The organism is Citrobacter sp. UYEF32 (assembly GCF_040546205.1).
Lineage (GTDB): Bacteria > Pseudomonadota > Gammaproteobacteria > Enterobacterales > Enterobacteriaceae > Phytobacter > Phytobacter diazotrophicus.
Genome location: NZ_JBEPNI010000001.1, coordinates 103,919 through 129,843, shown reverse-complemented (window position 1 = coordinate 129,843; position 25,925 = coordinate 103,919). Strand labels below are relative to the sequence as shown.

The 25,925-nt window shown below is 53.6% G+C and carries 29 protein-coding genes; 14 read left to right on the top strand and 15 right to left on the bottom strand.

Annotated features, from left to right (window positions below; genetic code table 11):
• Positions 1-4: 4 nt before the first annotated feature.
• Positions 5-1,378 (bottom strand): MdtK family multidrug efflux MATE transporter, encoded by a 1,374-nt coding sequence (gene mdtK / locus ABIB59_RS00635; RefSeq protein WP_317077339.1) that lies wholly within the window; start codon positions 1,376-1,378, stop codon positions 5-7.
• Between the two features lie 485 nt (positions 1,379-1,863).
• On the opposite strand from mdtK, the gene ABIB59_RS00630 reads away from it, so the two are divergent.
• Both ABIB59_RS00630 and ABIB59_RS00625 read left to right on the top strand, forming a co-directional pair.
• Positions 1,864-2,472 carry a class I SAM-dependent DNA methyltransferase gene (locus tag ABIB59_RS00630; RefSeq protein WP_354033642.1) on the top strand — a complete coding sequence of 203 codons (609 nt, stop codon included), beginning with the start codon at positions 1,864-1,866 and terminating at the stop codon, positions 2,470-2,472.
• 128 nt (positions 2,473-2,600) lie between these two features.
• Positions 2,601-3,242, top strand: coding sequence for a riboflavin synthase (locus tag ABIB59_RS00625; RefSeq protein ID WP_041851569.1), 642 nt, complete (start codon positions 2,601-2,603; stop codon positions 3,240-3,242).
• A 137-nt stretch (positions 3,243-3,379) separates the two neighbouring features.
• Here ABIB59_RS00625 and cfa read toward each other — a convergent pair whose 3' ends face one another.
• Together cfa and punC are read right to left on the bottom strand one after the other, a co-directional pair.
• Positions 3,380-4,528, bottom strand: a complete 1,149-nt coding sequence (cfa, locus tag ABIB59_RS00620) for a cyclopropane fatty acyl phospholipid synthase (RefSeq protein WP_354033639.1) — start codon at positions 4,526-4,528, stop codon at positions 3,380-3,382.
• 301 nt (positions 4,529-4,829) lie between these two features.
• Positions 4,830-6,029, bottom strand: coding sequence for a purine nucleoside transporter PunC (gene punC / locus ABIB59_RS00615; protein ID WP_041851567.1), 1,200 nt, complete (start codon positions 6,027-6,029; stop codon positions 4,830-4,832).
• 113 nt (positions 6,030-6,142) lie between these two features.
• On the opposite strand from punC, the gene punR reads away from it, so the two are divergent.
• Positions 6,143-7,054 carry a DNA-binding transcriptional activator PunR gene (punR, locus tag ABIB59_RS00610; protein WP_041851566.1) on the top strand — a complete coding sequence of 304 codons (912 nt, stop codon included), beginning with the start codon at positions 6,143-6,145 and terminating at the stop codon, positions 7,052-7,054.
• Between the two features lie 16 nt (positions 7,055-7,070).
• Here the strand turns inward: punR and purR are convergent, their stop codons facing one another.
• Positions 7,071-8,096: an HTH-type transcriptional repressor PurR gene (gene purR, locus ABIB59_RS00605; RefSeq protein WP_041851565.1), complete on the bottom strand. Its 1,026-nt coding sequence runs from the start codon at positions 8,094-8,096 to the stop codon at positions 7,071-7,073.
• Between the two features lie 298 nt (positions 8,097-8,394).
• On the opposite strand from purR, the gene cydH reads away from it, so the two are divergent.
• The gene (gene cydH / locus ABIB59_RS00600; protein ID WP_090086635.1) at positions 8,395-8,484 is read left to right on the top strand and encodes a cytochrome bd-I oxidase subunit CydH; all 90 of its coding nucleotides are present in this window, start codon (positions 8,395-8,397) and stop codon (positions 8,482-8,484) included.
• 166 nt (positions 8,485-8,650) lie between these two features.
• Complete coding sequence (locus tag ABIB59_RS00595; RefSeq protein ID WP_071195344.1) at positions 8,651-9,820, top strand: MFS transporter; 1,170 nt, start codon at positions 8,651-8,653, stop codon at positions 9,818-9,820.
• A 29-nt stretch (positions 9,821-9,849) separates the two neighbouring features.
• Here the strand turns inward: ABIB59_RS00595 and sodB are convergent, their stop codons facing one another.
• Together sodB and ABIB59_RS00585 are read right to left on the bottom strand one after the other, a co-directional pair.
• On the bottom strand, positions 9,850-10,431 hold the full coding sequence (sodB, locus tag ABIB59_RS00590; protein ID WP_079498092.1) for a superoxide dismutase [Fe]: 582 nt from the start codon (positions 10,429-10,431) through the stop codon (positions 9,850-9,852).
• A 120-nt stretch (positions 10,432-10,551) separates the two neighbouring features.
• Positions 10,552-11,388: a C40 family peptidase gene (locus ABIB59_RS00585; protein ID WP_354033636.1), complete on the bottom strand. Its 837-nt coding sequence runs from the start codon at positions 11,386-11,388 to the stop codon at positions 10,552-10,554.
• Positions 11,389-11,729: 341 nt separating this feature from the next.
• On the opposite strand from ABIB59_RS00585, the gene grxD reads away from it, so the two are divergent.
• Positions 11,730-12,077 (top strand): monothiol glutaredoxin 4, encoded by a 348-nt coding sequence (gene grxD / locus ABIB59_RS00580; protein WP_041851561.1) that lies wholly within the window; start codon positions 11,730-11,732, stop codon positions 12,075-12,077.
• Between the two features lie 37 nt (positions 12,078-12,114).
• Here grxD and rnt read toward each other — a convergent pair whose 3' ends face one another.
• The 4 genes from rnt to ABIB59_RS00560 all read right to left on the bottom strand — a co-directional run bounded on the left by rnt (position 12,115) and on the right by ABIB59_RS00560 (position 15,094).
• Positions 12,115-12,765 (bottom strand): ribonuclease T, encoded by a 651-nt coding sequence (gene rnt / locus ABIB59_RS00575; protein ID WP_041851560.1) that lies wholly within the window; start codon positions 12,763-12,765, stop codon positions 12,115-12,117.
• Positions 12,766-12,857: 92 nt separating this feature from the next.
• Complete coding sequence (gloA, locus tag ABIB59_RS00570) at positions 12,858-13,265, bottom strand: lactoylglutathione lyase (protein WP_041851559.1); 408 nt, start codon at positions 13,263-13,265, stop codon at positions 12,858-12,860.
• A gap of 84 nt (positions 13,266-13,349) precedes the next feature.
• Positions 13,350-14,444 carry an alkene reductase gene (locus tag ABIB59_RS00565; protein WP_041851558.1) on the bottom strand — a complete coding sequence of 365 codons (1,095 nt, stop codon included), beginning with the start codon at positions 14,442-14,444 and terminating at the stop codon, positions 13,350-13,352.
• A 53-nt stretch (positions 14,445-14,497) separates the two neighbouring features.
• Complete coding sequence (locus ABIB59_RS00560; protein ID WP_354033633.1) at positions 14,498-15,094, bottom strand: TetR/AcrR family transcriptional regulator; 597 nt, start codon at positions 15,092-15,094, stop codon at positions 14,498-14,500.
• Between the two features lie 119 nt (positions 15,095-15,213).
• Between ABIB59_RS00560 and ABIB59_RS00555 the strand changes: the two genes are divergently transcribed.
• The 3 genes from ABIB59_RS00555 to sodC all read left to right on the top strand — a co-directional run bounded on the left by ABIB59_RS00555 (position 15,214) and on the right by sodC (position 16,998).
• Entirely contained in the window at positions 15,214-15,453 is a 240-nt protein-coding gene (locus tag ABIB59_RS00555; RefSeq protein ID WP_041851556.1) for a DUF1289 domain-containing protein, read from the top strand.
• A gap of 48 nt (positions 15,454-15,501) precedes the next feature.
• Positions 15,502-16,398, top strand: a complete 897-nt coding sequence (locus ABIB59_RS00550; RefSeq protein ID WP_079498089.1) for an aldo/keto reductase — start codon at positions 15,502-15,504, stop codon at positions 16,396-16,398.
• Positions 16,399-16,476: 78 nt separating this feature from the next.
• Positions 16,477-16,998, top strand: coding sequence for a superoxide dismutase [Cu-Zn] SodC (gene sodC, locus ABIB59_RS00545; protein WP_079498088.1), 522 nt, complete (start codon positions 16,477-16,479; stop codon positions 16,996-16,998).
• Here sodC and ABIB59_RS00540 read toward each other — a convergent pair.
• The 3 genes from ABIB59_RS00540 to ABIB59_RS00530 are packed head-to-tail and all read right to left on the bottom strand — an operon-like array spanning position 16,988 to position 20,102.
• Positions 16,988-19,003 carry an FUSC family protein gene (locus tag ABIB59_RS00540; protein ID WP_418904027.1) on the bottom strand — a complete coding sequence of 672 codons (2,016 nt, stop codon included), beginning with the start codon at positions 19,001-19,003 and terminating at the stop codon, positions 16,988-16,990. The genes sodC and ABIB59_RS00540 overlap by 11 nt on opposite strands.
• Entirely contained in the window at positions 19,000-19,863 is an 864-nt protein-coding gene (locus tag ABIB59_RS00535; protein ID WP_041851552.1) for an efflux RND transporter periplasmic adaptor subunit, read from the bottom strand. The genes ABIB59_RS00540 and ABIB59_RS00535 overlap by 4 nt, the downstream gene beginning before the upstream one ends.
• A gap of 2 nt (positions 19,864-19,865) precedes the next feature.
• Entirely contained in the window at positions 19,866-20,102 is a 237-nt protein-coding gene (locus ABIB59_RS00530; protein ID WP_071195339.1) for a DUF1656 domain-containing protein, read from the bottom strand.
• 177 nt (positions 20,103-20,279) lie between these two features.
• Here ABIB59_RS00530 and slyA point away from each other — a divergent pair, with 177 nt between their 5' ends.
• Positions 20,280-20,720: a transcriptional regulator SlyA gene (slyA, locus tag ABIB59_RS00525; protein ID WP_041851550.1), complete on the top strand. Its 441-nt coding sequence runs from the start codon at positions 20,280-20,282 to the stop codon at positions 20,718-20,720.
• 86 nt (positions 20,721-20,806) lie between these two features.
• Here slyA and slyB read toward each other — a convergent pair whose 3' ends face one another.
• The gene (slyB, locus tag ABIB59_RS00520) at positions 20,807-21,274 is read right to left on the bottom strand and encodes an outer membrane lipoprotein SlyB (protein WP_071195338.1); all 468 of its coding nucleotides are present in this window, start codon (positions 21,272-21,274) and stop codon (positions 20,807-20,809) included.
• Positions 21,275-21,554: 280 nt separating this feature from the next.
• Between slyB and anmK the strand changes: the two genes are divergently transcribed.
• The 4 genes from anmK (at position 21,555) to tyrS (ending at position 25,211) form a co-directional block, all read left to right on the top strand.
• A complete protein-coding gene (gene anmK / locus ABIB59_RS00515) occupies positions 21,555-22,679 on the top strand; it encodes an anhydro-N-acetylmuramic acid kinase (protein WP_071195337.1) in 1,125 nt (374 codons plus the stop codon).
• A gap of 95 nt (positions 22,680-22,774) precedes the next feature.
• Complete coding sequence (mliC, locus tag ABIB59_RS00510) at positions 22,775-23,098, top strand: C-type lysozyme inhibitor (protein WP_041851547.1); 324 nt, start codon at positions 22,775-22,777, stop codon at positions 23,096-23,098.
• 57 nt (positions 23,099-23,155) lie between these two features.
• Positions 23,156-23,812: a pyridoxamine 5'-phosphate oxidase gene (gene pdxH / locus ABIB59_RS00505; protein WP_041851546.1), complete on the top strand. Its 657-nt coding sequence runs from the start codon at positions 23,156-23,158 to the stop codon at positions 23,810-23,812.
• A gap of 124 nt (positions 23,813-23,936) precedes the next feature.
• Entirely contained in the window at positions 23,937-25,211 is a 1,275-nt protein-coding gene (gene tyrS, locus ABIB59_RS00500) for a tyrosine--tRNA ligase (protein WP_041851545.1), read from the top strand.
• Positions 25,212-25,281: 70 nt separating this feature from the next.
• On the opposite strand, the gene gstA is transcribed toward tyrS, so the two are convergent.
• Positions 25,282-25,884, bottom strand: a complete 603-nt coding sequence (gene gstA, locus ABIB59_RS00495) for a glutathione transferase GstA (protein ID WP_041851544.1) — start codon at positions 25,882-25,884, stop codon at positions 25,282-25,284.
• Between the last annotated feature and the right edge of the window lie 41 nt (positions 25,885-25,925).

The following is a 25,925-nucleotide window of genomic DNA, read 5'->3' as shown; positions in this document are numbered from 1 at the left end:
GATATTAACGCGCGGCGCGCTGTAAAATGATGGACGACGGCTGGCGCTGGAGGAAACGCATTCTGAGCATCATCAGAATAGCTGCCGACGTCAGCCCAATGATAAAGCCCATCCAGAATCCAGCCGGGCCCATCCGATCAACCACCAGGTCGGTTAACGCCAGTATATAACCTGCCGGTAAACCCAGTACCCAGTAGGCGGTAAAGGTAATAAAGAAGATAGAACGTGTATCTTTATAACCACGCAGAATCCCGCTGCCGATAACCTGAATCGAATCGGAAATCTGGTACAAACCGGCCAGCAGCATTAATTGCGAGGCCAGCGTGACGACCTCAGGATTGTCGTTATAAAGCAGCGCAATATGTTCACGCAGCGCAACGGTAAAGATAGCGGTCAGTACCGCCATGCACACTCCCACGCCAAGACCGGTATGTGCGGCTGTTTGCGCGTCAAGCGTAGACCCTTGCCCCAGGCGGAAGCCGACACGGATTGTAACGGCGGCGGCAAGCGACATCGGCAACACGAACATCAGCGAACTAAAATTCAGGGCGATCTGATGACCTGCGACATCCACAATGCCCAGCGGCGATACCAGCAGGGCCACAACGGCAAACAGGGTCACTTCAAAAAAGAGCGCCAGCGCGATAGGCAGACCAAGCTGTACCAGACGTTTCAGAACGCCCAGATCCGGTTTGCCAGAATGCGTTTCATTGCGAATGTCACGCATGGACCCCGCCCGTTTAACGTACGAGAGCATGGCGACAAACATCACCCAGTAGACCGATGCCGTTGCCACGCCGCAACCCACACCGCCCAGCTCCGGCATGCCGAAATGACCATAAATAAAGATGTAGTTAATGGGAATGTTCACCAGCAGGCCGAGGAAACCCATCACCATGCCGGGTTTGGTTTTCGCCAGCCCCTCGCACTGATTACGTGCAACCTGAAAGAACAGGTAGCCCGGCGCTCCCCACAGCAGGGCGCGTAAATAGCCCACGGCTTTATCCGCCAGTTGCGGATCGATGTCATGCATGGCGTGAATAATATAACCGGCATTCCACAGCACGATCATTATCAGAATCGATACCGTCGCGGCCAGCCAGAAGCCCTGACGTACCTGATGCGCAATACGCTCGCGACGCCCGGAGCCGTTAAGTTGCGCCACCGTCGGGGTCAGTGCCAACAACAGTCCATGACCAAAAAGGATAGCGGGCAGCCAGATAGAGGTGCCAATGGCGACAGCAGCCATATCGGTGGCGCTGTAACCGCCAGCCATAACCGTATCAACGAACCCCATTGCGGTTTGGGCGACCTGCGCGAGGATCACCGGGATAGCCAGGGCGAGCAACTGGCGCGCTTCTGTAAAGTACTTCTGCACTGAAAACACCTTGGTATAGTTGTTATATGCGATGAATGTTTAATTCATTAAAAATATAGATGTGTCTTCTGGTCCGGGACACTGCGGGGATGGTCAGAAATCCAGCATAGCATTAAGCATTGCGATCAAATCCTTGTTCATCTTGCTTTTCAGTTTGAGTAAACCAGTCAGGCGATCATGCCCATCGGGTCGGTTGTGAATAAAGGAAAGGCGCCGGGGAAAACCAGCACGAAAAAAGCGTCGGGGTACGGTAACGCGTGCCCGAAAAAGTATCGTCGTCTCCCGTCAGTGCCGGGATGTTAACGCGAAGCGGTTGTTTCTTTATTCTATTATCAGAGTTACAGGCAAATCTTACAGCTTGTTGCACATTTTTGCCACGTTAACGATAAGTGAACGTTATCAGTCCCACTGTTTTTGGCAGGTGAGCATTGTACGTCAGTTCCCTTACCTTAGTGTCTGACATTAAAAAAGAGAGGCTGAACATCATGGAATCTGACGCGGCGAAGCAAATACTTTCGCTCTACGAAAAGCATGCTGAGGAGTTCGCCAGGCAGCGCTCTCGTCAGCTATTTGAAAAAAAATGGCTCGACAAATTTTTACAGCTACTCCGGCCGGGCGGGCATATTCTGGATATCGGCTGCGGAAACGGAAAACCCATTGCTGAGTATTTTATTGGCAGCGGCTTTACGCTCACGGGCGTGGACGGTTCAGCGGCGATGATTGCGCAGGCGCAGGCGGATTTCCCGACGCAACGCTGGATCCATCATGATATGCGCCATCTGGCGATGGATGAGACCTTTGATGGTCTGATAGCCTGGGACAGCTTTTTTCATCTGACACAGAACGATCAACGCGCCATGTTTCCCCTTTTTGCAGCACTTAGCCACCCGGGCAGCGCATTAATGTTTACCAGCGGTACGTCGAATGGCACAGCGATGGGGACATTCGCCGGCGAGCCGCTGTATCACGCGAGTCTTGCGCCTGAGGAGTACCGGAAGATCCTGACACAGCACGGGTTCACCTTTGTTGATGTACAGTTTGAGGATCCGGAGTGCGGTTATCACTCTATCTGGCTGTGTAAGAAGGTGAATTGAGATTATCGTGTGGTTTTATACCTCCCTTGCCATCATCCGCCCCGCGAGGCTGGCAACATGATTTTCCTCCTGTTATTGTGCGTTTTAGAAAACGGCGGTGCCGTAAATGACATACAGGAGTGGTAGGCATGTTTACTGGTATTGTACAGGGCACGGCAAAACTGGTGTCCATCGATGATAAGCCCAATTTCCGAACTCACGTCGTCGAGCTACCGGATCATATGCTGGAAGGGCTTGAAACCGGGGCGTCGGTGGCAAACAACGGTTGCTGCCTGACGGTCACGGAGATTAATGGCAGCCATATCAGTTTTGATTTGATGAAAGAGACGCTGCGCATCACTAATCTGGGTGAGTTGGCGGTCGGCGATGCGGTAAACGTTGAGCGCGCGGCAAAATTCAGCGATGAAATTGGCGGGCATTTAATGTCGGGCCATATTATGACTACTGCGGAAATCGTTAAAATCCTGACCTCCGAAAATAACCGTCAGATCTGGTTCAAGGTACAGGATCCGGCGCTGATGAAATATATCCTTTATAAAGGCTTTATCGGGATTGATGGCATCAGCCTGACGGTGGGCGAAGTGACGCCAACCCGTTTTTGCGTGCATTTGATCCCGGAAACGTTGCAGCGCACCACGCTTGGCAGTAAAAAATTGGGTCATCGCGTGAACATCGAAATTGATCCGCAAACGCAGGCGGTTGTCGACACGGTTGAACGCGTTCTGGCGGCCAAAGAGGCAGCGGCTGCTGTTGTCAGTAACGACGAATAATCCCGCGAAAAAGAGTGAACTAATAAGGGAGAATATGAAAAGTATTCTCCTTTTTTATGCCAGCAGAAAAGAGGCGTTGGTTGACAAGCTGCACTGTCTGACAGAAAGAAAAAACCCCGCAAAAGCGGGGTGGGCTGTTAGCGTGCTACGCGAAGTCCGTGTTCAATACCCCGGCTGAATACCACCTGCCAGAGTTGAATATCCCGCGCACGGAAAGCGCCTGCGCAGGCGTTCAGGTAGTAACTGAACATGCGTTTAAACCGTTCGGAATAGTTATCGGCGATTTCTGGCCAACTGGCGAGGAATCGTTCATACCAGGCCATTAATGTTTTATCGTAATCTGCGCCGAAATTATGCCAGTCTTCCATCACGAAATGGGACTCACTGGCATTCGCTATCTGCCGCACTGACGGAAGGCAGCCATTGGGGAAGATATAACGGTCAATCCAGGGATCCACATTATGATCGGTTCGCCGTGAACCGATGGTATGTAGCAGGAAAAGACCATCCGGTTTGAGGTTACGATCAACGACGGTAAAGTAGGTGTCGTAATTTTTAGGACCGACATGTTCGAACATACCGACAGAGACGATGCGGTCGAACTGATCGTTCAGGTCGCGATAATCCTGCAGGCGAATATCGACATCCAGCCCCAGACAACGCTGTTGCGCGTGTTTTTGTTGCTCGGCAGAAATAGTAACACCCACGACGCTGACCGCGTAGTTTTGCGCCATAAATTGCGCCAGACCGCCCCAACCGCAGCCAATGTCCAGCACGCGCATCCCTGGCTTGAGCTGAAGTTTTTCGCAAATCAGGCGTAATTTGGCGATCTGCGCGTCTTCAAGGCGCTCAGCATCTTTCCAGTAGGCGCAAGAGTATTGCATCTGCGGGTCCAGCATGCGGGTAAAAAGATCGTTACCCAGATCGTAATGCTCTTTCCCGACGATCCATGCGCGTTTTTTGGATTGCAGATTAAATAATCTTGCCCCGGCGATACGAAGGGTATCTTTCAAATGGTGCGGAAGCTGTTTTTCCAACCCGGCACGCAAGACTTTCGTAAAAAACACATCCAGCCGGTCACATTCCCACCAGCCGTCCATATAACTTTCCCCCAGTCCGAGCGACCCCTCCTGCAAAACACGTTTAAAAAAATCAGGGTTTTTAACCTGAATATCAGATGCCGACGGTCCATTAACCTGGATACCGGCGCGGCTCAGCAACTCGTTTGCGATACGGAACCAGTTATCATCCCGTACGCTAACCTCTTCTATACACGATGAACTCATAACTTCTCCACCACCAGCAAGTGATCAGAACCTTAAAAGAGCGTAGACGCTTTTTGAGGTATGTGAGAAATCTCACGGTTTGCGCCGTGAGGCTGATATCCGACGTAGAACAGAGGAAGGGAGATGACCCTTGCCAGAAAGGCCTTCCATGGACAAACGGGAGCGCTCCGGCTCCCGTTAATACTTAATATTTATCGTATTTGTAACTAGCCGGAAAAGAGTATAGGCCTCAAAATCCGTTGATACAACAGAAAACTGTTAGCAAGCTAATCACTAAACTGTAACATAGTCGCTCATGAAATTACGCGTGCGAGGATGACTCACTGGCTTCATCCGCTTGATAACTCTCACTTTCCTGGCGCTGCATACGGTAGCCAAAAGCGACCAAAACGACCGTTGACAGCATCACGCTGGTGGTGGCGAGCAGCGGATGGGTAATCAGAGCCGATACCACCAGACTTGCGACAAAACACAGCCCTAACTGCAGTGTATTCTGCAAGGCGGCCGCCCGTCCGGTAGCCTGCGGGAAGGGGCGCAACGCCTGAGCCACGACAATCGGATAGATTGCGCCATTTGCCATCGCCATCAGACAGAAGGGGATCAGCAGGGCGGTCAGTGAGGCGCCAGGCATTAACCCCACGCCCCAGGTTGCCGCAACGCTCAATGCGAAGGCCAGCAGCAACCACGGTAATAAACGGGCACCAGACCATTTCTGCAAGGCGGCGCGACAGCCGTAGCCACCGACCAGAAAGGCGATGGTTTGCGGCACATAACTCAGGCCGATAACCGCCGGGCCGTAGCCCATTTCATGAAGAATAAACGGTGAACCGGTAAGCCAGGCAAAAAAGCTGGCTGAGCAGGCGGCATAAATCAGCACGTTGCCGCGATAGGCTTTATCGCGCAACAGCGCGGCGAAGGTCAGCGCCTGTGCGGTTTTTGCCGGTTTCTGCGCGCCAGGACGCAGACGCAGTGCCGGAAGCATCAATATGACGGTGATAACAAATAATGTGGCGAAGATCGCCTGCCAGGAGAAGTGCGCCAGAATCCAGCTACCAAGCAGCGGCGCAAGGGCAGGCGATAACCCCACCAGCGGCATGATGGTGGCAAAAATGCGGTTTGTACGCTGCGCCGGATAGTGATCTGTTACCAGCGCCTGCCAGGTCACGGCAGCAGCACAGACACCTACCGCCTGGACAAAACGCAACACCAGCAACCAGACAGCATCCTGAACCCACAGCATACCAAGGCAGCCGACGGCGAAAATGGCCAGGCCGCTTAGCAAAATGGGTTTACGGCCATAGCGATCCGACAGCGGTCCCCAGACCAGTTGGGCAACGGCAAAGCCCGCAAGGAACAGGCTCAGCGTCGCGCTGACCGCTGCGGCAGACGTATTTAAATCTTGCTGAATATCGGCGAACGCCGGCAGGTACATATCGGTGGCCAGAAAGCCCAGTACGCTTAAGCCCGCGAGCCAGACTAAAAATCCTTTTCCAGGTTGCATGGCAGATCTCTTTTTTATGGCAGGTTAACAGGGCTCCAGAGTCTAAGGAGTGCAAGTCGGCTTGTGAAACGCTAATATTTGCGCATTGATTTCAAAATTTTTGCAGGCAGATTATGTGGTCAGAATATTCTCTCGAAGTGGTTGATGCCGTGGCGCGAAACGGCAGCTTTAGCGGTGCGGCGCAGGAGTTACACCGCGTGCCTTCTGCGGTCAGCTATACCGTGCGTCAGCTTGAAGAGTGGCTGGCGGTGCCGTTGTTTGAACGTCGTCACCGGGATGTGGAGTTGACGCCGGCTGGCGTGTGGTTTTTGAAAGAGGGGCGTTCTGTTATCAAAAAAATGCAGATCACCCGTCAACAATGCCAGCAAATCGCCAACGGCTGGCGGGGGCAGCTATCTATCGCGGTCGATAACATCGTCAAACCGGAACGTACGCGCCAGATGATTGTCGATTTTTATCGCCATTTTAGCGATGTCGAACTGCTGGTCTCCCAGGAGGTGTTTAACGGTGTGTGGGATGCGCTGGCCGACGGGCGTGTCGAACTGGCTATCGGCGCGACCCAGGCGATTCCGGTCGGGGGCCGATATACCTTTCGCGATATGGGCATGCTGAGCTGGAAATGCGTGGTCGCCCGCCATCATCCTCTGGCAACGATGGCATCACCGCTCAGTGATGATACGTTGCGCAACTGGCCCTCACTGGTACGCGAAGATACCTCCCGCTCGCTGCCTAAACGCATCACCTGGCTTTTGGATAATCAGAAACGGGTTGTCGCCCCGGACTGGGAGTCATCTGCGGCCTGTTTGTCTGCCGGGTTGTGTATTGGGATGGTGCCTGCACATTTCGCCCGCCCGTGGATCGATCGCGGTGAGTGGGTTGCGCTGGCACTGGAAAACCCCTTCCCGGACGCCGCATGTTGTCTGACCTGGCAGCAGAATGACGCCTCACCGGCGCTGAGTTGGTTACTGAGTTATCTGGGCGACAGCGAAACGCTGAACAGGGAATGGCTGCGGGAGCAGGAGTGAACTGCTCCCGGCAGGATTAACGGCGATAGTCGCGGAACGGACCATCGGCAACCGAGCGGCGTTCAATCAGGCGCGGATGCACTTCAATCGACTGTGATTCTTCACGTTTGTTCACGATGCGGTCAAGCAGCATGTTAAACGCGGTTTCCCCCAGCGAGTCTTTCGGCTGGTGAATGGTCGTTAGTGAAGGGGTAAAGAAACGCGAATTGCGCACGTTATCATAACCGATCACCGAAATATCCTGCGGCACGCGCAGGCCCATTTCGTCTGCCGCACACAACGCGCCCATTGCCATAATATCGCCGCCGCAGAACACCGCGGTCGGGCGAGAGGACTGGGTCAGGATCTGTTGCATGGCGCGATAGCCAGACTCCGGCTCAAAGTCACCCTGCACGATCCAGTTTTCTGGCACGGTGATATGGGCCTCTTCCATCGCTTTCATAAACCCGCTCAGACGGCCTGCGCCCGTGTTGCGCTCAAGGGGGCCTGGGATAACGCCAATTTCGCGATGGCCGCGTTCAATCAGGTAACGGCCAGCCATATAGCCGCCGGCAAAGGCATTATCGATCACCGTATCGGTAAAATCGGCCTTTGCTTCGCCCCAGTCCATGACCACCATGGGAATGTGGCGATACTCTTCCAGCATACTGAGTAACGATTCCGGATATTCAGAACACATGACCAGCAGGCCATCCACACGTTTTTGCGCCATCATGGACAGATAGGCGCGCTGTTTTTCCAGGTTATTCCAGGCGTTACCGAGAATAAGGGTATAGCCTTTCTGGAAACAATTTTTCTCAACCGCCTCGATGATCTCAGCGAAATAAGCCGCCTCGCTACTGGTCGCCAGCAGGCCAATAGATTTTGTGTGATTGACTTTCAGGCTGCGGGCAACCGCGCTGGGGGAGTAATGTAATTCTTTAATCGCCGCCCAGACGGCGTTACGCGTCTCTTCTGCAACGAAACGCGTCTTGTTAATTACGTGTGATACGGTTGTGGTGGAAACGTTTGCTCGCTTCGCTACGTCTTTAATCGTTGCCATCAGATCTTACTCCAGACCATATCGTAAACTCCTGATAATACATAAGGTAAACGTTTGCCTTCCATCACCCTGTACCCAAAGAAGGGATTGCAATACGCCGGGAAAAAGACACTGGACGTCAGGAGGGGAGTCAATGGCCGGTACGCTAATAAATTTAGCGTCGAATTTTGTCTGATCTTGACCAAAAGGGGAAGTGCTAAAACGTGTATCACCCTAAATCCTGCAAGATTTTTACGTTTATTTGTGCAAAAATGCGTTACATCACTTTCTGTGTGGGAATTAATAAGGAGAAAAATTGATGAGCACCGACCTGAAGTTTTCTTTAGTGACTACCGTGATTGTACTCGCCCTGATTGTTGCTGGCGGGCTGACTGCCGCACTGCATTGATCTATCCCGTGGGAGAGGCCACTCTCCCTCGTTTCACTCCCCGATTGTCATCAAATTAGCAATAGTCTTTTCCCATTTCGCTAACTTCTGTTTTTTGTGATTAATGTCATACTTTTGACTTCTGTGACGGTGTCGCGCGTCGACACGGCAATTCCGGAGTCTATTTATGAAGATTAATTTCCCACTGCTTGCCCTGGCGATTGGCGCTTTCGGCATCGGTACGACCGAATTTTCCCCCATGGGGTTACTGCCCGTTATCGCCCAGGGCGTGGATGTCTCGATCCCGGCAGCGGGTATGCTTATTAGCGCTTATGCCATTGGCGTGATGGTTGGAGCACCGTTAATGACATTGCTGCTTTCACACCGGGCACGACGTAATGCGCTGGTATTCCTGATGGCGATTTTTACCCTCGGCAATGTGCTGTCAGCACTTTCACCTGATTACACAACACTGATGCTCTCCCGCATTATTACAAGCCTTAACCATGGCGCTTTCTTTGGGTTGGGTTCTGTGGTGGCTGCAAGCGTGGTGGCAAAAGAAAAACAGGCAAGCGCAGTGGCGACCATGTTTATGGGGCTGACTATCGCCAATATTGGCGGTGTGCCCGCAGCAACCTGGCTGGGCGGGGCGATTGGCTGGCGCATGTCGTTCCTTGCTACGGCGGGGCTGGGGGTTATCGCCATGGTCAGTCTCTATTTTTCCTTGCCGAAAGGCAGTGCCGGCGAACGTCCTGATGTGCGCAAAGAGTTAGCGGTCTTGATGCGACCTCAGGTGGTTTCCGCGTTACTGACGACGGTACTGGGGGCAGGGGCGATGTTCACGCTTTACACCTACATTTCACCGGTCCTGCACCGTATTACCGATGCCACTCCGGCCTTTATCACCGCGATGCTGGTGCTGGTGGGCGTTGGATTCTCCATCGGCAACTACCTTGGTGGCAAGCTGGCTGACCGCTCGGTCACGGCGACCCTGAAAGGCTTCTTGCTGTTATTGATCGTGATTATGGTTGCGATCCCCTGGCTGGCGCGCAGTGAGATCGGTGCGGCAATCAGCATGGTTATCTGGGGCGCGGCAACCTTTGCGGTAGTGCCTCCGTTGCAGATGCGTGTTATGCGTGTGGCACATGAAGCACCCGGATTGTCGTCGTCTGTCAATATTGGCGCGTTTAACCTGGGCAATGCGCTGGGGGCAGCGGCAGGGGGCGCGGTGATTTCGGGTGGCCTGGGGTATACCGTTGTGCCGGTTACCGGGGCGATTATTGCAGGGATGGCGTTACTGTTGGTGCTGTTTTCCGGCAGAGCCAGCGCAGAACGCACCTGCACAGCAGCGGAGTAAAAAAACAGGAGGGTTTCCCCTCCTGATGATTACGCGGCGAGGTTCTTCGCGACAAACTCCCAGTTGACCAGCGCCCAGAAATGCTCCAGATAGTTTGGACGGGCGTTACGATAGTCAATGTAGTAAGCGTGTTCCCACACATCCACAGTCAGCAGCGGCGTGGCGTCGGTGGTCAGCGGTGTTCCGGCATTTGATGTCGAAACAATGGCCAGTTTGCCATCGGCGTTTTTCACAAGCCACGTCCAGCCTGAACCAAAGTTCTTTACTGCGGCATCCGTGAATTTCGCTTTAAACTCAGCAAAGCTGCCAAAAGCCTCGGTGATCGCAGCCGCCACTGCACCGGTTGGTTCACCGCCTGCGTTCGGTGCCAGACAATGCCAGTAGAAGGTGTGGTTCCAGACCTGGGCTGCATTGTTAAACACGCCGCCCTCAGAGCTACGAATAATCTCTTCCAGCGTTTTACCTTCCAGCGGGCTGCCTTTAATCAGGTTGTTCAGGTTGGTGACATAAGCCTGATGATGTTTGCCGTGATGGTACTCCAGTGTTTCCGCAGAAATGTGCGGAGCCAGGGCGTCTTTTGCATACGGTAATGCAGGTAATTCGAACGACATTGCTTCACTCCTTATTGTTGTAATGCACTCAATAACCTTATTGAGTGTAAGGATAGGGTAGCAAATCGAAAGGGGAGAAAAAAGAGAGAGTTACCTGCCGCATTAGCGGCAGGCAGGAGATTAGCGGATGGTTTTTGGCGTAACCACTCTGCGGGCACCCACATAATGACGCTGCCAGTAATCTTCGCTTAATGAGGTAATCTGAATATCCTGGCCGCTGCGTGGTGACTGAATGAATTTGCCGTTGCCGACATACACACCCACGTGATCCGCGGTACCACGACCCTGTGTACGGAAGAACACCAGATCGCCGCTTTCCAGTTCCGCAACGTTGACCGGAGAGGCATCACGCAGGTGATACATTTCGTTCGCGGTGCGGGGAATGCGGAATTTCACCAGATCTTTATAGGCGTAATAGACCAGACCACTGCAATCAAAGCCGGTCATCGGGGAGGTGCCGCCCCAATGGTAAGGTTTGCCAATCTGATTCATCAGCTTGGACATGGCAGTTTTCTGTACTTTTTGGATGCGGACTTTGTGCGCATCGGAAAGCGCAACAAGTTTGCTGTTTTTCACTTTTACACAGTGCGGTTTATGGCCTTTACGCTTTGTGCATTTTTCCGTCATAGCGGTAGCGGCGATGGGTTTCGTGCTGGTTTTACTGTGACGGGAGGAATTCTTACTGGTGGTATTTTTGTTGCTGGTTGACGATTTTTTCGTCACTGCCACTTTTTTATTTCCGGCTTTAGCCGTTGTTTTTGTTTCGGTGCGACTGCTTTTCTTTGATGTTTTTTCTGTGGTGGTTTTTTTCTTACTCTCGGATGCTTTCGCCAGATGCGTTGTCTTATGCACGGCCGAACCTCGCGTCTGCTCGGAAGCATTCGCTAATGGCGTGAAAGTCAACGTGGTGAACAACAAAGCACAGAGCGTGATCGAAGCTGTATGAATTCGCGCCACTGAGCAATCCCCTGATAAGTGCAGGCATTCAATAATGCTTGCGTATGATTTAGAACCGCGTCGATTCTAATCTAAAAAAAGCACAAAAGTTAATAGGGTTTTTGCATCTAAAACTGTGTTTCGTTAGCAAGCGCAAAAAAAATCACCAATTGGCTCTGGAAGAAGCTCAAATGTTGAACTATTGGCGTGCGGTGAAACGTAAGATAAGTGATATTTTAAAAGCAACTTACCGCGACAGACGATAAAATAATGAGTGGTGAACAAAATGTTATTTTCGGTTACGCACCTTAACCGTTACAATGACGACTATCTGCCGAAAAGAAGTTGAAGGAAGCAAGACAATGAGCTCTACCCTTGAAAAAATCCAGCGTCAGATCGCTGAAAACCCGATTCTCCTGTATATGAAAGGCTCTCCGAAGCTGCCAAGCTGCGGCTTTTCCGCACAGGCAGTGCAAGCGCTCTCCGCCTGTGGCGAACGTTTTGCTTACGTTGATATTCTGCAAAACCCGGACATTCGCGCCGAGCTGCCGAAATATGCAAACTGGCCGACCTTCCCGCAACTGTGGGTTGATGGCGAGCTGGTTGGCGGGTGCGACATCGTAATCGAAATGTACCAGCGCGGCGAATTGCAGCAACTGATCAAAGAGACGGCGGCGAAGTACAAATCCGAAGAGCCGGACGCGGAATAATCATCGCAATAAAAAAGCGACCTTCGGGTCGCTTTTTTTATGCCTCGCTATCTGCGATGGGTAGCGGCCAGCCGCCCAGCCGTTTCCAGCGGTTAACTATCTCGCAAAACAACAGCGCAGTCTGCTCAGTGTCGTACAGCGCGGAGTGTGCCTGGGTTGCGTCGAAATTAATGCCGGCGGTGGCGCAGGCTTTTGAGAGCACCGTTTGCCCCAGCGCCAGCCCGCTCAACGAGGCGGTGTCGAAAGTGACGAACGGATGGAACGGATTACGCTTAAGGGATGCGCGCTCAGCGGCAGCCATCATAAAGCTGTGGTCGAAGGTGGCGTTGTGAGCCACCATAATGGCGCGATTACAGTTCTGATCTTTAATACCTTTGCGCACCATCTTGAAAATAGCGTGGAGCGCGTCGTGCTCGCTCACGGCACCCCGCAGCGGGTTATTCGGGTCGATACCGTTAAATGCCAGTGCTTCCGGCTGCAGGTTCGCTCCCTCAAACGGTTCAACATGAAAATGCAGGGTACTGTCAGGCATTAACCAACCCTGGTCGTCCATTTTCAGTGTGATGGCAGCGACCTCCAGCAGTGCATCGGTTTTGGCGTTAAACCCGGCGGTTTCAACATCAATCACGACAGGGTAAAAACCGCGAAAACGGTCGCACAGACCGGTAAGTTGGGCGTTATCGGACATTGGAGTCTCTTGCTAAGGGAAAATGGCAGCGCATTATGGCAAATTTTGCGAAGGGATGTAAAACAGCGGGCGCCACAGGCGCCCGTAAAGCATTAATTGCCCAAACCGCGTCCCGCGTCTTTGGCTTCAATCAGTTCGACTTTATAGCCGTCCGGATCTTCAATAAAAGCGATAACGGTTGTGCCGCCTTTTACCGGACCGGCTTCACGCGTTACGTTGCCGCCATTTTGACGAATACGCTCACAGGCTTCTGCCGCATTATCCACTTCCAGCGCGATATGACCGTAAGCGCTGCCCAGGTCATATTTATCTACGCCCCAGTTATAGGTCAGTTCGATAACTGCCGTTTCTGTTTCCGGACCATAACCCACAAAGGCCAGTGAGTATTTGTATTCCGGGTTTTCACTGGTACGCAGCAACTGCATGCCCAGCACTTTGGTGTAGAAATCAATGGAGCGTTGCAGGTCGCCAACGCGCAGCATGGTGTGAAGTAAGCGCATAATGTCCTCTTAAGCGTCAATGAATTGTCATTCGAAACAGAGTTTTAGTATAGCGGCGGATCCCTGCCGCTATCAACGAAGTGATTATAAAGAAGGGTAGTCGGTATAACCTTCCGCGCCACCGCCATAGAAGCTTTCCGGGCGTTGCGGGTTCAGTTCTGCTTTGCGCTGCAGGCGTTCAACCAGATCCGGGTTAGCGATGTAAGCACGACCAAAGGCCACGGCGTCAATCAAGCCTTTCGCAATCAGATCTTCTGCTTTTTCTACCGTGTAGGCGCCAGCACCGATGATGGGGCCGTGGAAACGCTCACGCACTTTGCGACGGAACTCCTCGGTGTACGGCTGACCGCCTGCCCAGTCCGGCTCGGACATGTGCAGATAGGCAATCCCGCGTTTACCCAGTTCTTCAATAAAGTACAGTGCGTCTTCTTCTTCATTCGGGCCGTTATCGGTGTTCTGGAAGGAACCGATAGGGGAGACGCGAATACCGATGCGATCCGCACTCCAGGCAGCGCTTACGGCATCAACAACTTCCAGCACCAGGCGGGCGCGGTTTTCGATGCTGCCGCCATACTGGTCGGTACGCTGGTTGGCAGACGGTGACAGGAACTGGTGCAACAGATAGCCGTGGGCAGAGTGCAGTTCGACTAAATCAAAACCGGCTTCACGTGCGTTGATGACGGCCTGACGGAAATCATTGACGATGCCCGGAATTTCGCTGGTTTCCAGCGCTCGCGGCATCGACGTGTCTTCGCGGGTTGCGTTGCCGTTAGCGTCACGCAGGGAGGTACGGGTACCGGAACTGATCGCCGAAGGGGCAACAGGTGCCTGGCCGCCAGGCTGCAGGCTGGTGTGAGAAATGCGTCCGGTGTGCCAGAGCTGAACCGCCATATGACCGTTTTCAGCGTGTACGCCAGCGGTGATTTTTTTCCATGCGGCAATTTGTTCCGGGCTGTGAAGGCCCGGCGCGCCTGCATAGCCTTTCGCCTGTGCAGAGATTTGGGTCGCTTCACTGATGATTAGGCCAGAGCTGGCGCGCTGGCGGTAGTATTCGCCCATCAGCGGAGTCGGGATATCGCCAGGCTCAATGCTGCGCAGACGTGTCAGCGGAGCCATCAGCACACGGTTTGGGATGGTAATCGCGCCAATTTTCAGCGGCGTAAACAAATTGCTGGACATAAATTCTCCTGAATAGACCGGTCGACTAGTAAAGTGGTAAATAAAAACGCCTGTTAAAGAGGCGCTGCAATAATCGTTTTCGCATGGGCCAGCGCACTTTCCAGCGGCACGGCACTGCGTGAAATCTTAGCCTGCAGATTGGCACCCAGCCACAGGGAATAGAGCACCTGCGCCTGGGTCAGCGCATCACCAGTAAAGGTCAGACACTGATCACGGCGGCCGCTTTCCAGCGCCTGTGCCAGTAAGGTGATAATGCCACTGGCACCTTTGTCCATGGCTTCACGCATCGTTTCTGACAGGTCACACACCTCGGCAGAAAGCTTGACGGTCAGGCAGCCGCTGATAATCCCCTGATCACAAAACTGGATCAGTGTCTGCTGATAATACGCGAGCAGGCGATCGCGATAGTTTCCTGCGCCTGTGGCAAAATGATCCATCAGACGCTGGTGATACCCGGCATAATGACGTTCGAGCATCGCAACCCCGAACGCCTCTTTCGAGCGAAAATAGTGGTAGAAAGAGCCCTTCGGCACTTCCGCTGTTTTCAGTAATTCGCTTAACCCCATGCCCGTAAAACCGCGATGCATGCATAAGCGCTCGCCGGTTTCCAGCAGGTGTTCGCGGGTATCGTGTTCAGTATTTCTGCTCATGGGCACAATCTACTAGACCGATTGGTCTATTGCAAGTAGCAATAGATGCGATCTCAATCTTGCAGGTTCCGCGCGCGCAGTCTTCAATAAAGAGAGACGAATACTACAGGAGGCGATGCGTGCCAGAACAACTGGAGTTTTTCCCCGTCCAGAGCCCGTGCCGGGGAATATGCCAGTCAGATGAGCGGGGATTTTGCCGTGGCTGTATGCGCAGCCGCGAAGAACGGTTCAACTGGCAAACCATGAGCGACGCCCAAAAACAGGATGTCCTGCGCCTGTGTCGTCAGCGTTTTCTGCGCAAATTACGGGCGAATAAAGCCCTCCCGCCTGAAGAACCTGAGCAACCTTCACTGTTTTGACGCCATAATTGCGTATACTCACGGCAAATTATTGCTGAGGAAGTGGTTATGGTTCAGAGAATTACCCTTGCGCCGCAGGGACCGGAGTTCTCGCGTTTTGTGATGGGTTACTGGCGACTGATGGACTGGAATATGTCTGCCCGTCAGTTGGTGAGTTTTATTGAGGAGCACCTGGATCTCGGTGTCACCACCGTCGACCATGCGGACATCTACGGTGGTTATCAGTGCGAAGCGGCTTTTGGCGAGGCGCTCAAGCTGGCTCCCCATCTGCGTCAACGCATGGAGATTGTCTCTAAATGCGGCATCGCCACCACTGCCCGTGCTGAGAATGTGCTGGGCCACTATATCACCAGCCGCGATCACATTATCGCCAGCGCCGAACAGTCATTGGTGAATCTGGCGACCGAACGTCTGGACCTGCTGCTCATTCATCGCCCGGATCCGCTGATGGATGCCGATGAAGTGGCTGAGGCGTTTTTGCATCTGCACCAGAGCGGCAAAGTGAGCCATTTTGGCGTGTCGAACTTCACCCCGGCGCAGTTCTCGCTGCTCCAGTCGCGCCTGCCGTTTACCCTGGCGACCAACCAGGTTGAGATTTCTCCGGTTCACCAGCCGCTATTACTGGACGGTACGCTCGATCAACTCCAGCAATTGCGCATTCGCCCGATGGCCTGGTCCTGCCTTGGCGGTGGACGTCTGTTCAACGACGAGGCGTTCCAGCCACTGCGTGATGAACTGGCGAAAGTTGCGCAAGAGTTGAATGCCCAGAGTATTGAACAGGTGGTATATGCCTGGGTGATGCGTCTGCCGTCGCAGCCGCTGCCGATTATCGGTTCCGGAAAAATTGAACGCGTCCGTTCGGCGCTTGGAGCGGCAAGCCTTGAGATGACCCGCCAGCAGTGGTTCCGCATCCGCAAAGCGGCCCTGGGTTACGATGTTCCCTGATAAGCGCTAAGGTGACTTTCCGCCAAATCTTTTTCCCTGGTTTAAACTTACAGGGCAAAAGCCAAAAACGGAGGTCATATGAAGCGTTTTAGTCTGGCAGTGTTGACACTGTTCGTCTGCGCCGGTGCGCAGGCGGCCAGTACCGAAGTGAAGATGAACCTCGTCACTGCCGAGGGGACGGGGCAGTCCGTCGGCACGGTGAACATCAGCGAAACCGATAAGGGGCTGAAATTTACGCCCGATCTAAAAGGACTCCCGCCCGGTGAACATGGCTTTCATGTTCATGCAAAAGGATCGTGTGAGCCTGCGTTGAAAGACGGAAAACCCTCTGCTGCCGAGGCGGCTGGTGGTCACCTCGACCCCGATAAAACCGGTAAACACGAAGGCCCCGAGGGGATGGGACATTTAGGGGATTTACCGGTGCTGGTGGTTAACAACGACGGTAAGGCGACCGATGCGGTGGTTGCGCCGCGCCTGAAAAAACTCAGTGACGTGAAAGACAAAGCCCTGATGGTTCACGTTGGCGGCGATAACATGTCTGATTCGCCGAAACCGCTCGGCGGTGGCGGGGCGCGTTACGCCTGTGGTGTTATCCGCTAGCGGAATCGGCCAGTGTGCCTGCTGCCGGGGCTTGCTCCAGTTGCGATAACGAGCAATACAATCGCCAGATAAGCGATGCCAGTTCCCGTGCGGCAGGTTGATGATGGCGTGCCAGCGCATCACAAATCCGTTGCAGTTCGCTAAGCGTTGCGGCCAGTGGGCGCTGTTGCACGCCGCGTTCACTCATCACATCGCGTAACAGGCTCAGACAGAGATCCCTGACTTTCGACAAGGGATCTGAGCGAGCCTCCCAGTCACGCAGTTGCCAGACCACATGCGAACAGTTGAGCAAAACCACTCCCCAGCGTAATAACCAGCGGCGGGCGAGCGCATCTTTGCTGTTACTCAACTGACTAATATGGTGATAAACCACCGACTCAAATTCATGCTCGCTCATCGTCGGCATTCGGCTGAGCTGGTCGACAAAACCTCGTCGAAGCGCACGAATATGACGGCGGCTTTTGCGTGCATCTGACCCTGGGCGCAAAACGGCAAAAGAGAGCCACGCCAGCGCCACGCCGAGAATTTTCGCCAGATCGTCATTTAAAAAATCCGCGAGATCATAAACCGGAGGATTGGTCACCGAAATAAACGATCCCATAAAAACGATCAATTGCCCCCACAGCCCGGCCAGTTTGGGCATTTGGAGCTTGAGCAACTGCATTGTGGTCAACAGTGGCAGCAAAAATAACAAGAACACCCATAAATCGCTGATCTGTACCATCAGACCAAACTTCACGACGAAACTGAATAATGTCAGCAACGCGAGCGTACGTAGAAGAAGCGTCAATGAATTAAACGGGGCGGGAGAAACCGAATAGAGTACGCAACTGATGGCGGCAAGGGTCAGCGCCGCATCGCCGTGCTCCCACTGGCTGGTGATCGTCCATGCGCCCACCAGACTCAGTGCACAGAAAGTACGTATCCCGCTCCATAGCGCCTCGGCGTTATCGGTAAAACGTGCCAGAGCACGGCTTCTGGGCAGCGTAAATTCGGTTATCGGGGTGGCATTTTCAAGGCGCGCCAGCCACCGGCTGCTGGCAAGATACAGTCGGCAGAAATAGCGCAAGCGGTGCCAGAAGGCGCGGTGCCGATAGTCGTCGTCATTCACCGGCGCGAGAGGGGCAATAATGCGCGCTACGGTATAAAAGTGCGCACCGGGCCGGGCGAGCTCCGCCAGCAACGTTTCGAGTATTGCTCGCGTATTCTCAGGCGGATGCGGCCAGTTCAATAGCAGGCGGCGCAGGCTGGAGATAACGCTGGTCAGACGTAATTGCTGATGGAGCAGGTGGTTGAGAAGCCGGTTCTGACGACGAAAACGATAGTGGCTCCAGAAGGCCTGGATGCGCAGCAAATTCATGGTCAATATCTGCCCAATCACATTTTCATGGGCGGTGCGGATGGCGTCGGTTATCTCCTGTTGCCAGAGCAGGCTGGCATGTTCGAGCAGGCGGGCGTGCATCTTTTTCAGCGCGCTCAGCAACGCGGTACCGTCAGACGTGCTCGGCATGATCATCATCATCATGCCGCCACAGCAAATCCCCAGCAGCACCTCACAAACACGCGCCTGGGCGATATCCCACAGTTCGGTGGTGTCCGTAATATTGACCACCGGAAAGGCAATAATCGCGGCGGTGTACCCCGCAAGCTGGAAGGCGTAAGCGACGTTATTACTGAACTGCGCACAGGCCCAGGTACAAAAACCTATCCATGCGGCCATAGCGAACAGAAACAACCACGGATCGTTAAGCGTATGTCCGGCAATGATCATCGCCGCCATCGCTCCCAACAGGCTGCCCGCGACGCGACCGAGACTTTTGCTGATCACCCCGCCCACGGTCGGAAAACTCACGACGGCGGCAGAAGTCATTGCCCAGTAAGGTTCATCCAGATTGAGATAATAGGCGACGGTCAGGGCCAGGCACATCGCAATACTGTTGCGCATGGCGTACCGCCACTGAGGGCGCGTCGCGGTAAGCCAGGGCAGGGGAATCGCGATTTTCACTTCGCCCCGCCGATCGATACCGTGCAGGTGGTGCCGGACACCAGCGTCACATCGGCGGGCAGGGAATCGAACTGAATCCGAACAGGCACGCGCTGGGCCAGACGCACCCAGGGCACATTCGGCTTGATGTCTGCCACCAGACCGCTGTCGGTCTCGACGCTCTGATCATAAATTGCCCGACCGATACTGGAAACGTGACCCTGTAACGTGAAATTGCCGCTGTAGAGAACGATTTGCGCCGCAGCACCTTCCCGAATATGACGCAATTTTGTCTCTTCGAAATACCCCACCACATAAAAAGAGTGGCTGTCGATGAGTGCAAACAGCGGTTGCCCGGCGGTGGCGTAGTTGCCGGTGCGGGTGGAAAGATTGGTTATCCAGCCGTCTACGGGGGCTTTTACCTGCGTTTGTGAAAGTTGCCATTGCGCCTGTTGCAGGGCGGCCTCGGCCGCATTGACGCTCGCCTGCATCGCCTTCACATTGATATTCGCGGTATCGAGATCTTCTGCTGAAATATAATTTTTCGACAAATGGCGGCGACGGTTGGCTTCATTGTTGGCTTTGGAGAGATCGGTTTGCGCGCGCGCCAGTTGCGCCTGGGCATTCAGCACGGCGATTTTGTACGGTGTGTCGTCGATTCGGAACAGAATATCGCCCGCTTTAACCAACTGGTTGTCTTTGATATTGAGCTCAGTAATGCTTCCTGACACTTGCGGGGTGATGCTGACCTGCTCGGCGCGGACTTTACCGTCGCGCGTCCAGGGGGCCTGCATATAGAAATTCCATAACCACCAGCCGGCGGCGAGCGCCACGGCCAGAACCAGTAACGTCGAAAAGTATTTAAGTGATTTCAGGCGCATAGTTACCACATGATCAAAAAGCCGAGAGACAGACTGATTGCGATCACGAAAAGTGAGAGATCCATCAGGATGGGATGCCAGATATCCCCTGCGTACATCCAGTCACGCAGTAAGCGATGCAAAACCAGCCACACCATCAACCCCAGCAGTACTGCTTTAAAGATAGGGGGAAAGTAGACCGAAGCGCCGAAGATCAGGTCCTGCAGGGGAAATTCCGGGGAGCGAATTGTCAGCGTCACAAGCGTTAGTCCTTTACAGAAAGGTTCACCGGTTCGTTTTGACGGCGAAGACCGCCTGACGGAGATATTAAGAATGGGCGAACACGGTGAAGGCAGCAATGCATTTGTTTTAGCAATATAAATGCTGCACACTATTCTAAAATGAGTATAATAACTTAGCAAGCTAATTATAAGGAGATGAAATTGGAATCGCCATTAGGTTCTGATCTGGCACGCTTAGTGCGCATCTGGCGTGCTCTGATTGACCATCGCCTGAAACCTCTGGAATTGACGCAAACGCATTGGGTCACGCTGCATAACATCCATCAGCTGCCTCCCGATCAGTCGCAAATTCAACTGGCAAAAGCGATCGGCATCGAGCAGCCTTCGCTGGTGCGTACGTTGGACCAACTGGAAGAGAAAGGGCTTATTTCTCGCCAGACCTGTGCCAATGACCGCCGTGCAAAACGGATCAAATTGACAGAAAAAGCTGACCCGATCATCGAAGAAATGGAAACGGTGATTAAGCAAACGCGGGGCGAAATTCTTTCGGGTATTTCACCGGAAGAGCTGGATTTGTTGATTAGCCTGATTGCCAGGCTGGAACAGAACATCATTGAGTTGCAGTCGCGAGACTAATGCTCAGTTGTAATTAAAAAGCCTCGCATCTGCGAGGCTTTTTTATCGCTACGTTCAGGTCGTTGCCTGCGAAGGCAGTGATGCCATTAACGCGGGGAGACGGTAACCTGGCGACCATTGCTTGCCAGTGCGACACGCTGGCCGGCGACGAAACGGGAGTTGCCCTGTTTCTGCACAACCATAATGCTGCTGCCATCGTCTTTACGAATTTCCAGCTCCACACCCTGTGATTTATTCATCGCACCCTGCACGCTCTGACCGGCTACGCCACCCGCCACAGCACCCGCCGCTGTTGCAAGAGAACGCCCGGTGCCACCGCCCACGGTGTTGCCCAGGAAGCCACCCAGAACTGCGCCACCCAAAGCGCCGACAACGTTGCTGTCGTCACCGCCCTGGATCTGTACCTGACGAACGTTGACAATGGTGCCGTAAGTGACATTTTGTACTTGTTTGGCTTCTGAAGCGGAATAGACATCTCCGGAAAGAGTACTGTCATTAACACAACCCGCCAGAGTAAATCCAACCAGCGTAACTGCCAGTGCACGTAACATCATCTATGAATCTCCTGTTCACCAAAACATGCTCAGTTGAGCATCCGTCATGGTTAAATTATATGGCATTTAGTCACACCAGGTCACATCTTCTGCCAAAACATAGCAAAAATAATAACAATGATGGATTTAACCGGTCCTAAACAAGCCGATTATAAGCGTCTGCCGCTGTTTTTCCTTCAGTGAGCTCTGATTCGATTGTTAAAAAGTATTTGTAATCGATAGCTTTACAAAACACTTTATGGTGGAGTGAGCGTCTAAAGCCCTGCAACGAGGAAGGCGTATGAAATCGGGTCGCTATATTGGCGTAATGTCGGGAACAAGCCTTGATGGTGTGGATGTTGTGCTTGCCGCTATTGATGACAAGATGGTCGCCCAACAGGCCAGTCTCACCTGGCCGATGCCGATAGCGCTGAAAGAGGCTGTTCTGAGCATTTGCCAGGGCCAACCACTCACCCTGTCGCAACTGGGGCAACTGGATACGCGTCTGGGCAAACTCTTTGCCGAAGCTGTCCTTGCTCTGATGGCGCAAGAACAACTCAGTGCAAAAGATATCGTGGCTATTGGTTGCCACGGTCAAACCATCTGGCATGAACCCACCGGCGATGCGCCTCATACGCTGCAAATTGGCGATAACAATCAAATCGCCGCGTTAACCGGTGTGACCGTGGTCGGGGATTTCCGCCGCCGCGATATTGCCCTTGGCGGGCAGGGGGCACCGCTGGTCCCGGCGTTTCATCATGCGTTACTGGCACATCCCATCGAGCGCCGGATAGTGCTGAACATCGGCGGCATCGCCAATATCTCGCTACTTTTCCCGGACAAGCCGGTCCGCGGTTATGACACCGGGCCAGGAAATATGCTGATGGATGCCTGGATTTGGCGTCAACTTGGCAAGCCTTACGATAAAGACGCCCAGTGGGCGAGTGGTGGGAAAGTCGTCCTGCCGCTGCTGCAAAACATGCTCAGCGATCCCTATTTTGCTGCACCCGCGCCGAAAAGCACCGGACGTGAATATTTTAACTATGGCTGGCTTGAGCGTCAGTTGGCTATTTTCCCGGCGCTGGATCCGCGCGATGTCGAAACCACGCTGGTAGAACTGACGGCGGTGACGATTTCCGAACAGGTATTGTTGTGCGGCGGCTGCGAACGGTTGCTGGTCTGTGGCGGGGGGAGCCGTAATCCGTTGTTGATGGCGCGCCTTTCTGCGCTGCTGCCGGGTACTGAGGTCACCAAGACGGATGAGGCGGGAATCAGCGGCGATGATATGGAAGCCCTGGCCTTTGCCTGGCTTGCCTGGCGTACGCTGGCCGGTTTACCCGGCAACTTACCTTCGGTAACGGGGGCATCGCAGGCCAGCGTGCTGGGGGCTATCTATCCGGCTAATCCGCGACAGAATCAGAGTTAACTGACTTTCACCCAGGCTGCGTACCGTTAGACTCCGGGGTTTACGGAGGACGTTATTCGCGTCCTCCATGACCAGGACAGTCTCGGGAAAACCTAATGAAAAGAGTGTTAATCGCCTGCCTGCCCGCGCTTCTCGCCGGGTGTAGTTACTACAACCAGTTTGTTGAGCGCATGAATACGGATACGCTTAACTATCAGTGTGACGAAAAGCCGCTTACGGTGAAATTGAACCATCCCCGCCAGGAAGTGAGCTTTATTTATGACAATACGCCGCTGATCCTCAAGCAAGGTCTGTCGGCGTCCGGGGCACGCTACACTGACGGTATTTATGTTTTCTGGTCGAAGGGTGATGGCGCCACGGTCTACAAGCGCGATCGCATCGTACTGAATAACTGCCAGTTACAAAATCCGCGGCGTTGAGATTTTCGCAAGGGGGGGGCACAATAGCCCCACCTGATAATTCATCTTGCTAACGCCATGTCTGATAACGATCAATTGCAGCAAATCGCGCATTTGCGCCGTGAGTACACCAAAGGCGGCTTGCGCCGTGCCGATCTTCCCTCCGAACCGTTGCCGCTGTTTGAGCGCTGGCTTGGTCAGGCGTGTGAAGCCAAACTCGCCGACCCGACCGCGATGGTCGTTGCGACTGTTGATGAAACCGGTCAACCTTACCAGCGCATTGTGCTGCTCAAACACTATGACGAGAAAGGCCTGGTGTTTTATACCAACCTGGGCAGCCGCAAAGCCCACCAGATCGAGAAAAACCCGGCTATCAGCCTGCTGTTTCCGTGGCACATGCTGGAGCGCCAGGTCATGGTGATCGGTAAAGCTGAGCGCCTTTCTACCCTCGAAGTGGTGAAGTATTTCCACAGCCGTCCACGCGACAGCCAGATTGGCGCGTGGGTCTCGCAGCAATCCAGCCGGATCTCCGCGCGTGGCATTCTTGAAAGCAAATTCCTTGAACTCAAGCAGAAGTTCCAGCAGGGCGAAGTGCCGTTACCCAGCTTCTGGGGCGGCTATCGCGTCAGTATTGAGCAAATGGAGTTCTGGCAGGGAGGCGCGCATCGTCTCCACGACCGTTTTTTATACCAGCGTGAAAATGACGCATGGAAAATTGATCGCCTCGCGCCGTAAACCCTGAAAAATGTTGCGCTAAGCGCTGGTGCTCCTGCATCCGGCGCTTTATTCTATGTAACTTTCGCAACTGGCGAAAAGTCGTGTACCGGCAGAGGTGCAGTCGTTTTAAATGGAGAATTTGATGGCAAGCAGTAACTTGATTAAACAATTGCAAGAGCGCGGGCTGGTAGCCCAGGTGACGGACGAGGAAGCGTTAGCAGAGCGACTGGCGCAAGGCCCGATCGCGCTCTATTGCGGCTTCGACCCTACCGCCGACAGCTTGCATTTGGGGCATCTTGTTCCATTGTTATGCCTGAAACGCTTCCAGCAGGCCGGGCACAAACCTGTCGCGCTGGTGGGCGGCGCGACGGGGCTGATTGGCGACCCGAGTTTCAAAGCCGCTGAGCGTAAACTGAATACCGAAGACACGGTGCAGGAGTGGGTGGATAAAATTCGCAAACAGGTTGCGCCGTTCCTCGACTTCAACTGTGGTGAAAACGCGGCGATTGCGGCCAACAACTACGACTGGTTCGGCAATATGAACGTGCTGACTTTCCTGCGCGATATCGGCAAGCACTTCTCCGTTAACCAGATGATCAACAAAGAAGCGGTGAAGCAGCGTCTGAACCGTGACGATCAGGGTATCTCGTTTACTGAGTTTTCCTACAACCTGCTGCAGGGTTACGACTTTGCCTGCCTGAACAAACTGCACGGTGTGGCGCTGCAGATTGGCGGTTCCGACCAGTGGGGGAACATCACCTCCGGTATCGATCTGACCCGTCGCCTGCACCAGAATCAGGTCTTTGGCCTGACCGTTCCGCTGATCACCAAAGCTGACGGCACGAAGTTCGGCAAAACCGAAGGTGGCGCAGTCTGGCTCGATCCGAAGAAAACCAGCCCGTACAAATTCTACCAGTTCTGGATCAATACCGCGGATGCTGACGTTTATCGCTTCCTGAAATTCTTCACCTTTATGGACATTGAAGAGATCAATGCCCTGGAAGAAGAAGACAAGAACAGCGGCAAAGCACCGCGTGCCCAGTATGTGCTGGCCGAGCAGGTGACCAAACTGGTTCATGGCGAAGAAGGGCTGGTGGCGGCAAAACGCATTACCGAAAGCCTTTTTAACGGCAACCTGAGCGATCTCAGCGAGGCGGATTTCGAGCAACTGGCGCAGGATGGCGTACCGATGATCGAAATGGAGAAAGGCGCAGACCTGATGCAGGCGCTGGTAGACTCGGAGCTGCAGCCATCTCGTGGTCAGGCGCGTAAAACCATCGCCTCCAATGCGGTCACCATCAACGGCGAGAAACAGTCTGACCCGGAATATTTCTTCCAGGAAACGGACATTCTCTTCGGTCGCTATACGCTGTTACGTCGCGGTAAGAAGAACTACTGTCTGGTGTGCTGGAAATAATCGCCAGATACGCGAAACATGAAAAAGGAGTGGGAAACCACTCCTTTTTTTATGGCAAAAGCGTGGAAGATTAAATCCCTTCTGCGGCCATAGCGGCGGCAACCGCCGGACGAGAGGCCACGCGTTGCATATAGTTGGCAATATTCCCGGCCTGCGGGAAGTTCAGTTTCACCGCTACCGCCCAGCGCAGTACCGTGAACAGGTATGCATCGGCAATGGAGAAGTTCTCGCCGTTAATCCACTGCTGGTCTGCCAGCGCCGCGTCAACATACTCCAGTTTCTTTTCCAGCAGAGCGCGAGCGGTCGGTTTGAACGCTTCCGGCGTATCCGGACGAAACAGGGGAGTAAACCCTTTATGCAGCTCAGTTGCCACGAAATTCAGCCACTCCAGCGTCTTGTAACGGCTCAGGAAACCTACCGGCGGCAGCAGGTCACTTTTCGGCGCGCTGTCAGCCACATACTGCATAATCGCCACGCCTTCGGTTAACAGGGTATCGGCATTAATGGCCAGTGCCGGGATTTGTCCTTTCGGGTTGATAGCCAAAAAGTCATCACCATTTTCCAGGCATTTTTTTGCTAAATCCACGCGTGCCAGTTCAAACTCTTTACCTGCTTCACGCAGAACAATATGGGAAGCCAGTGAGCAGGCGCCTGGTTTATAAAACAGTTTCATTCTTCACTCCGGTGGTTGAATTCGGGCATAGGTTATTACCT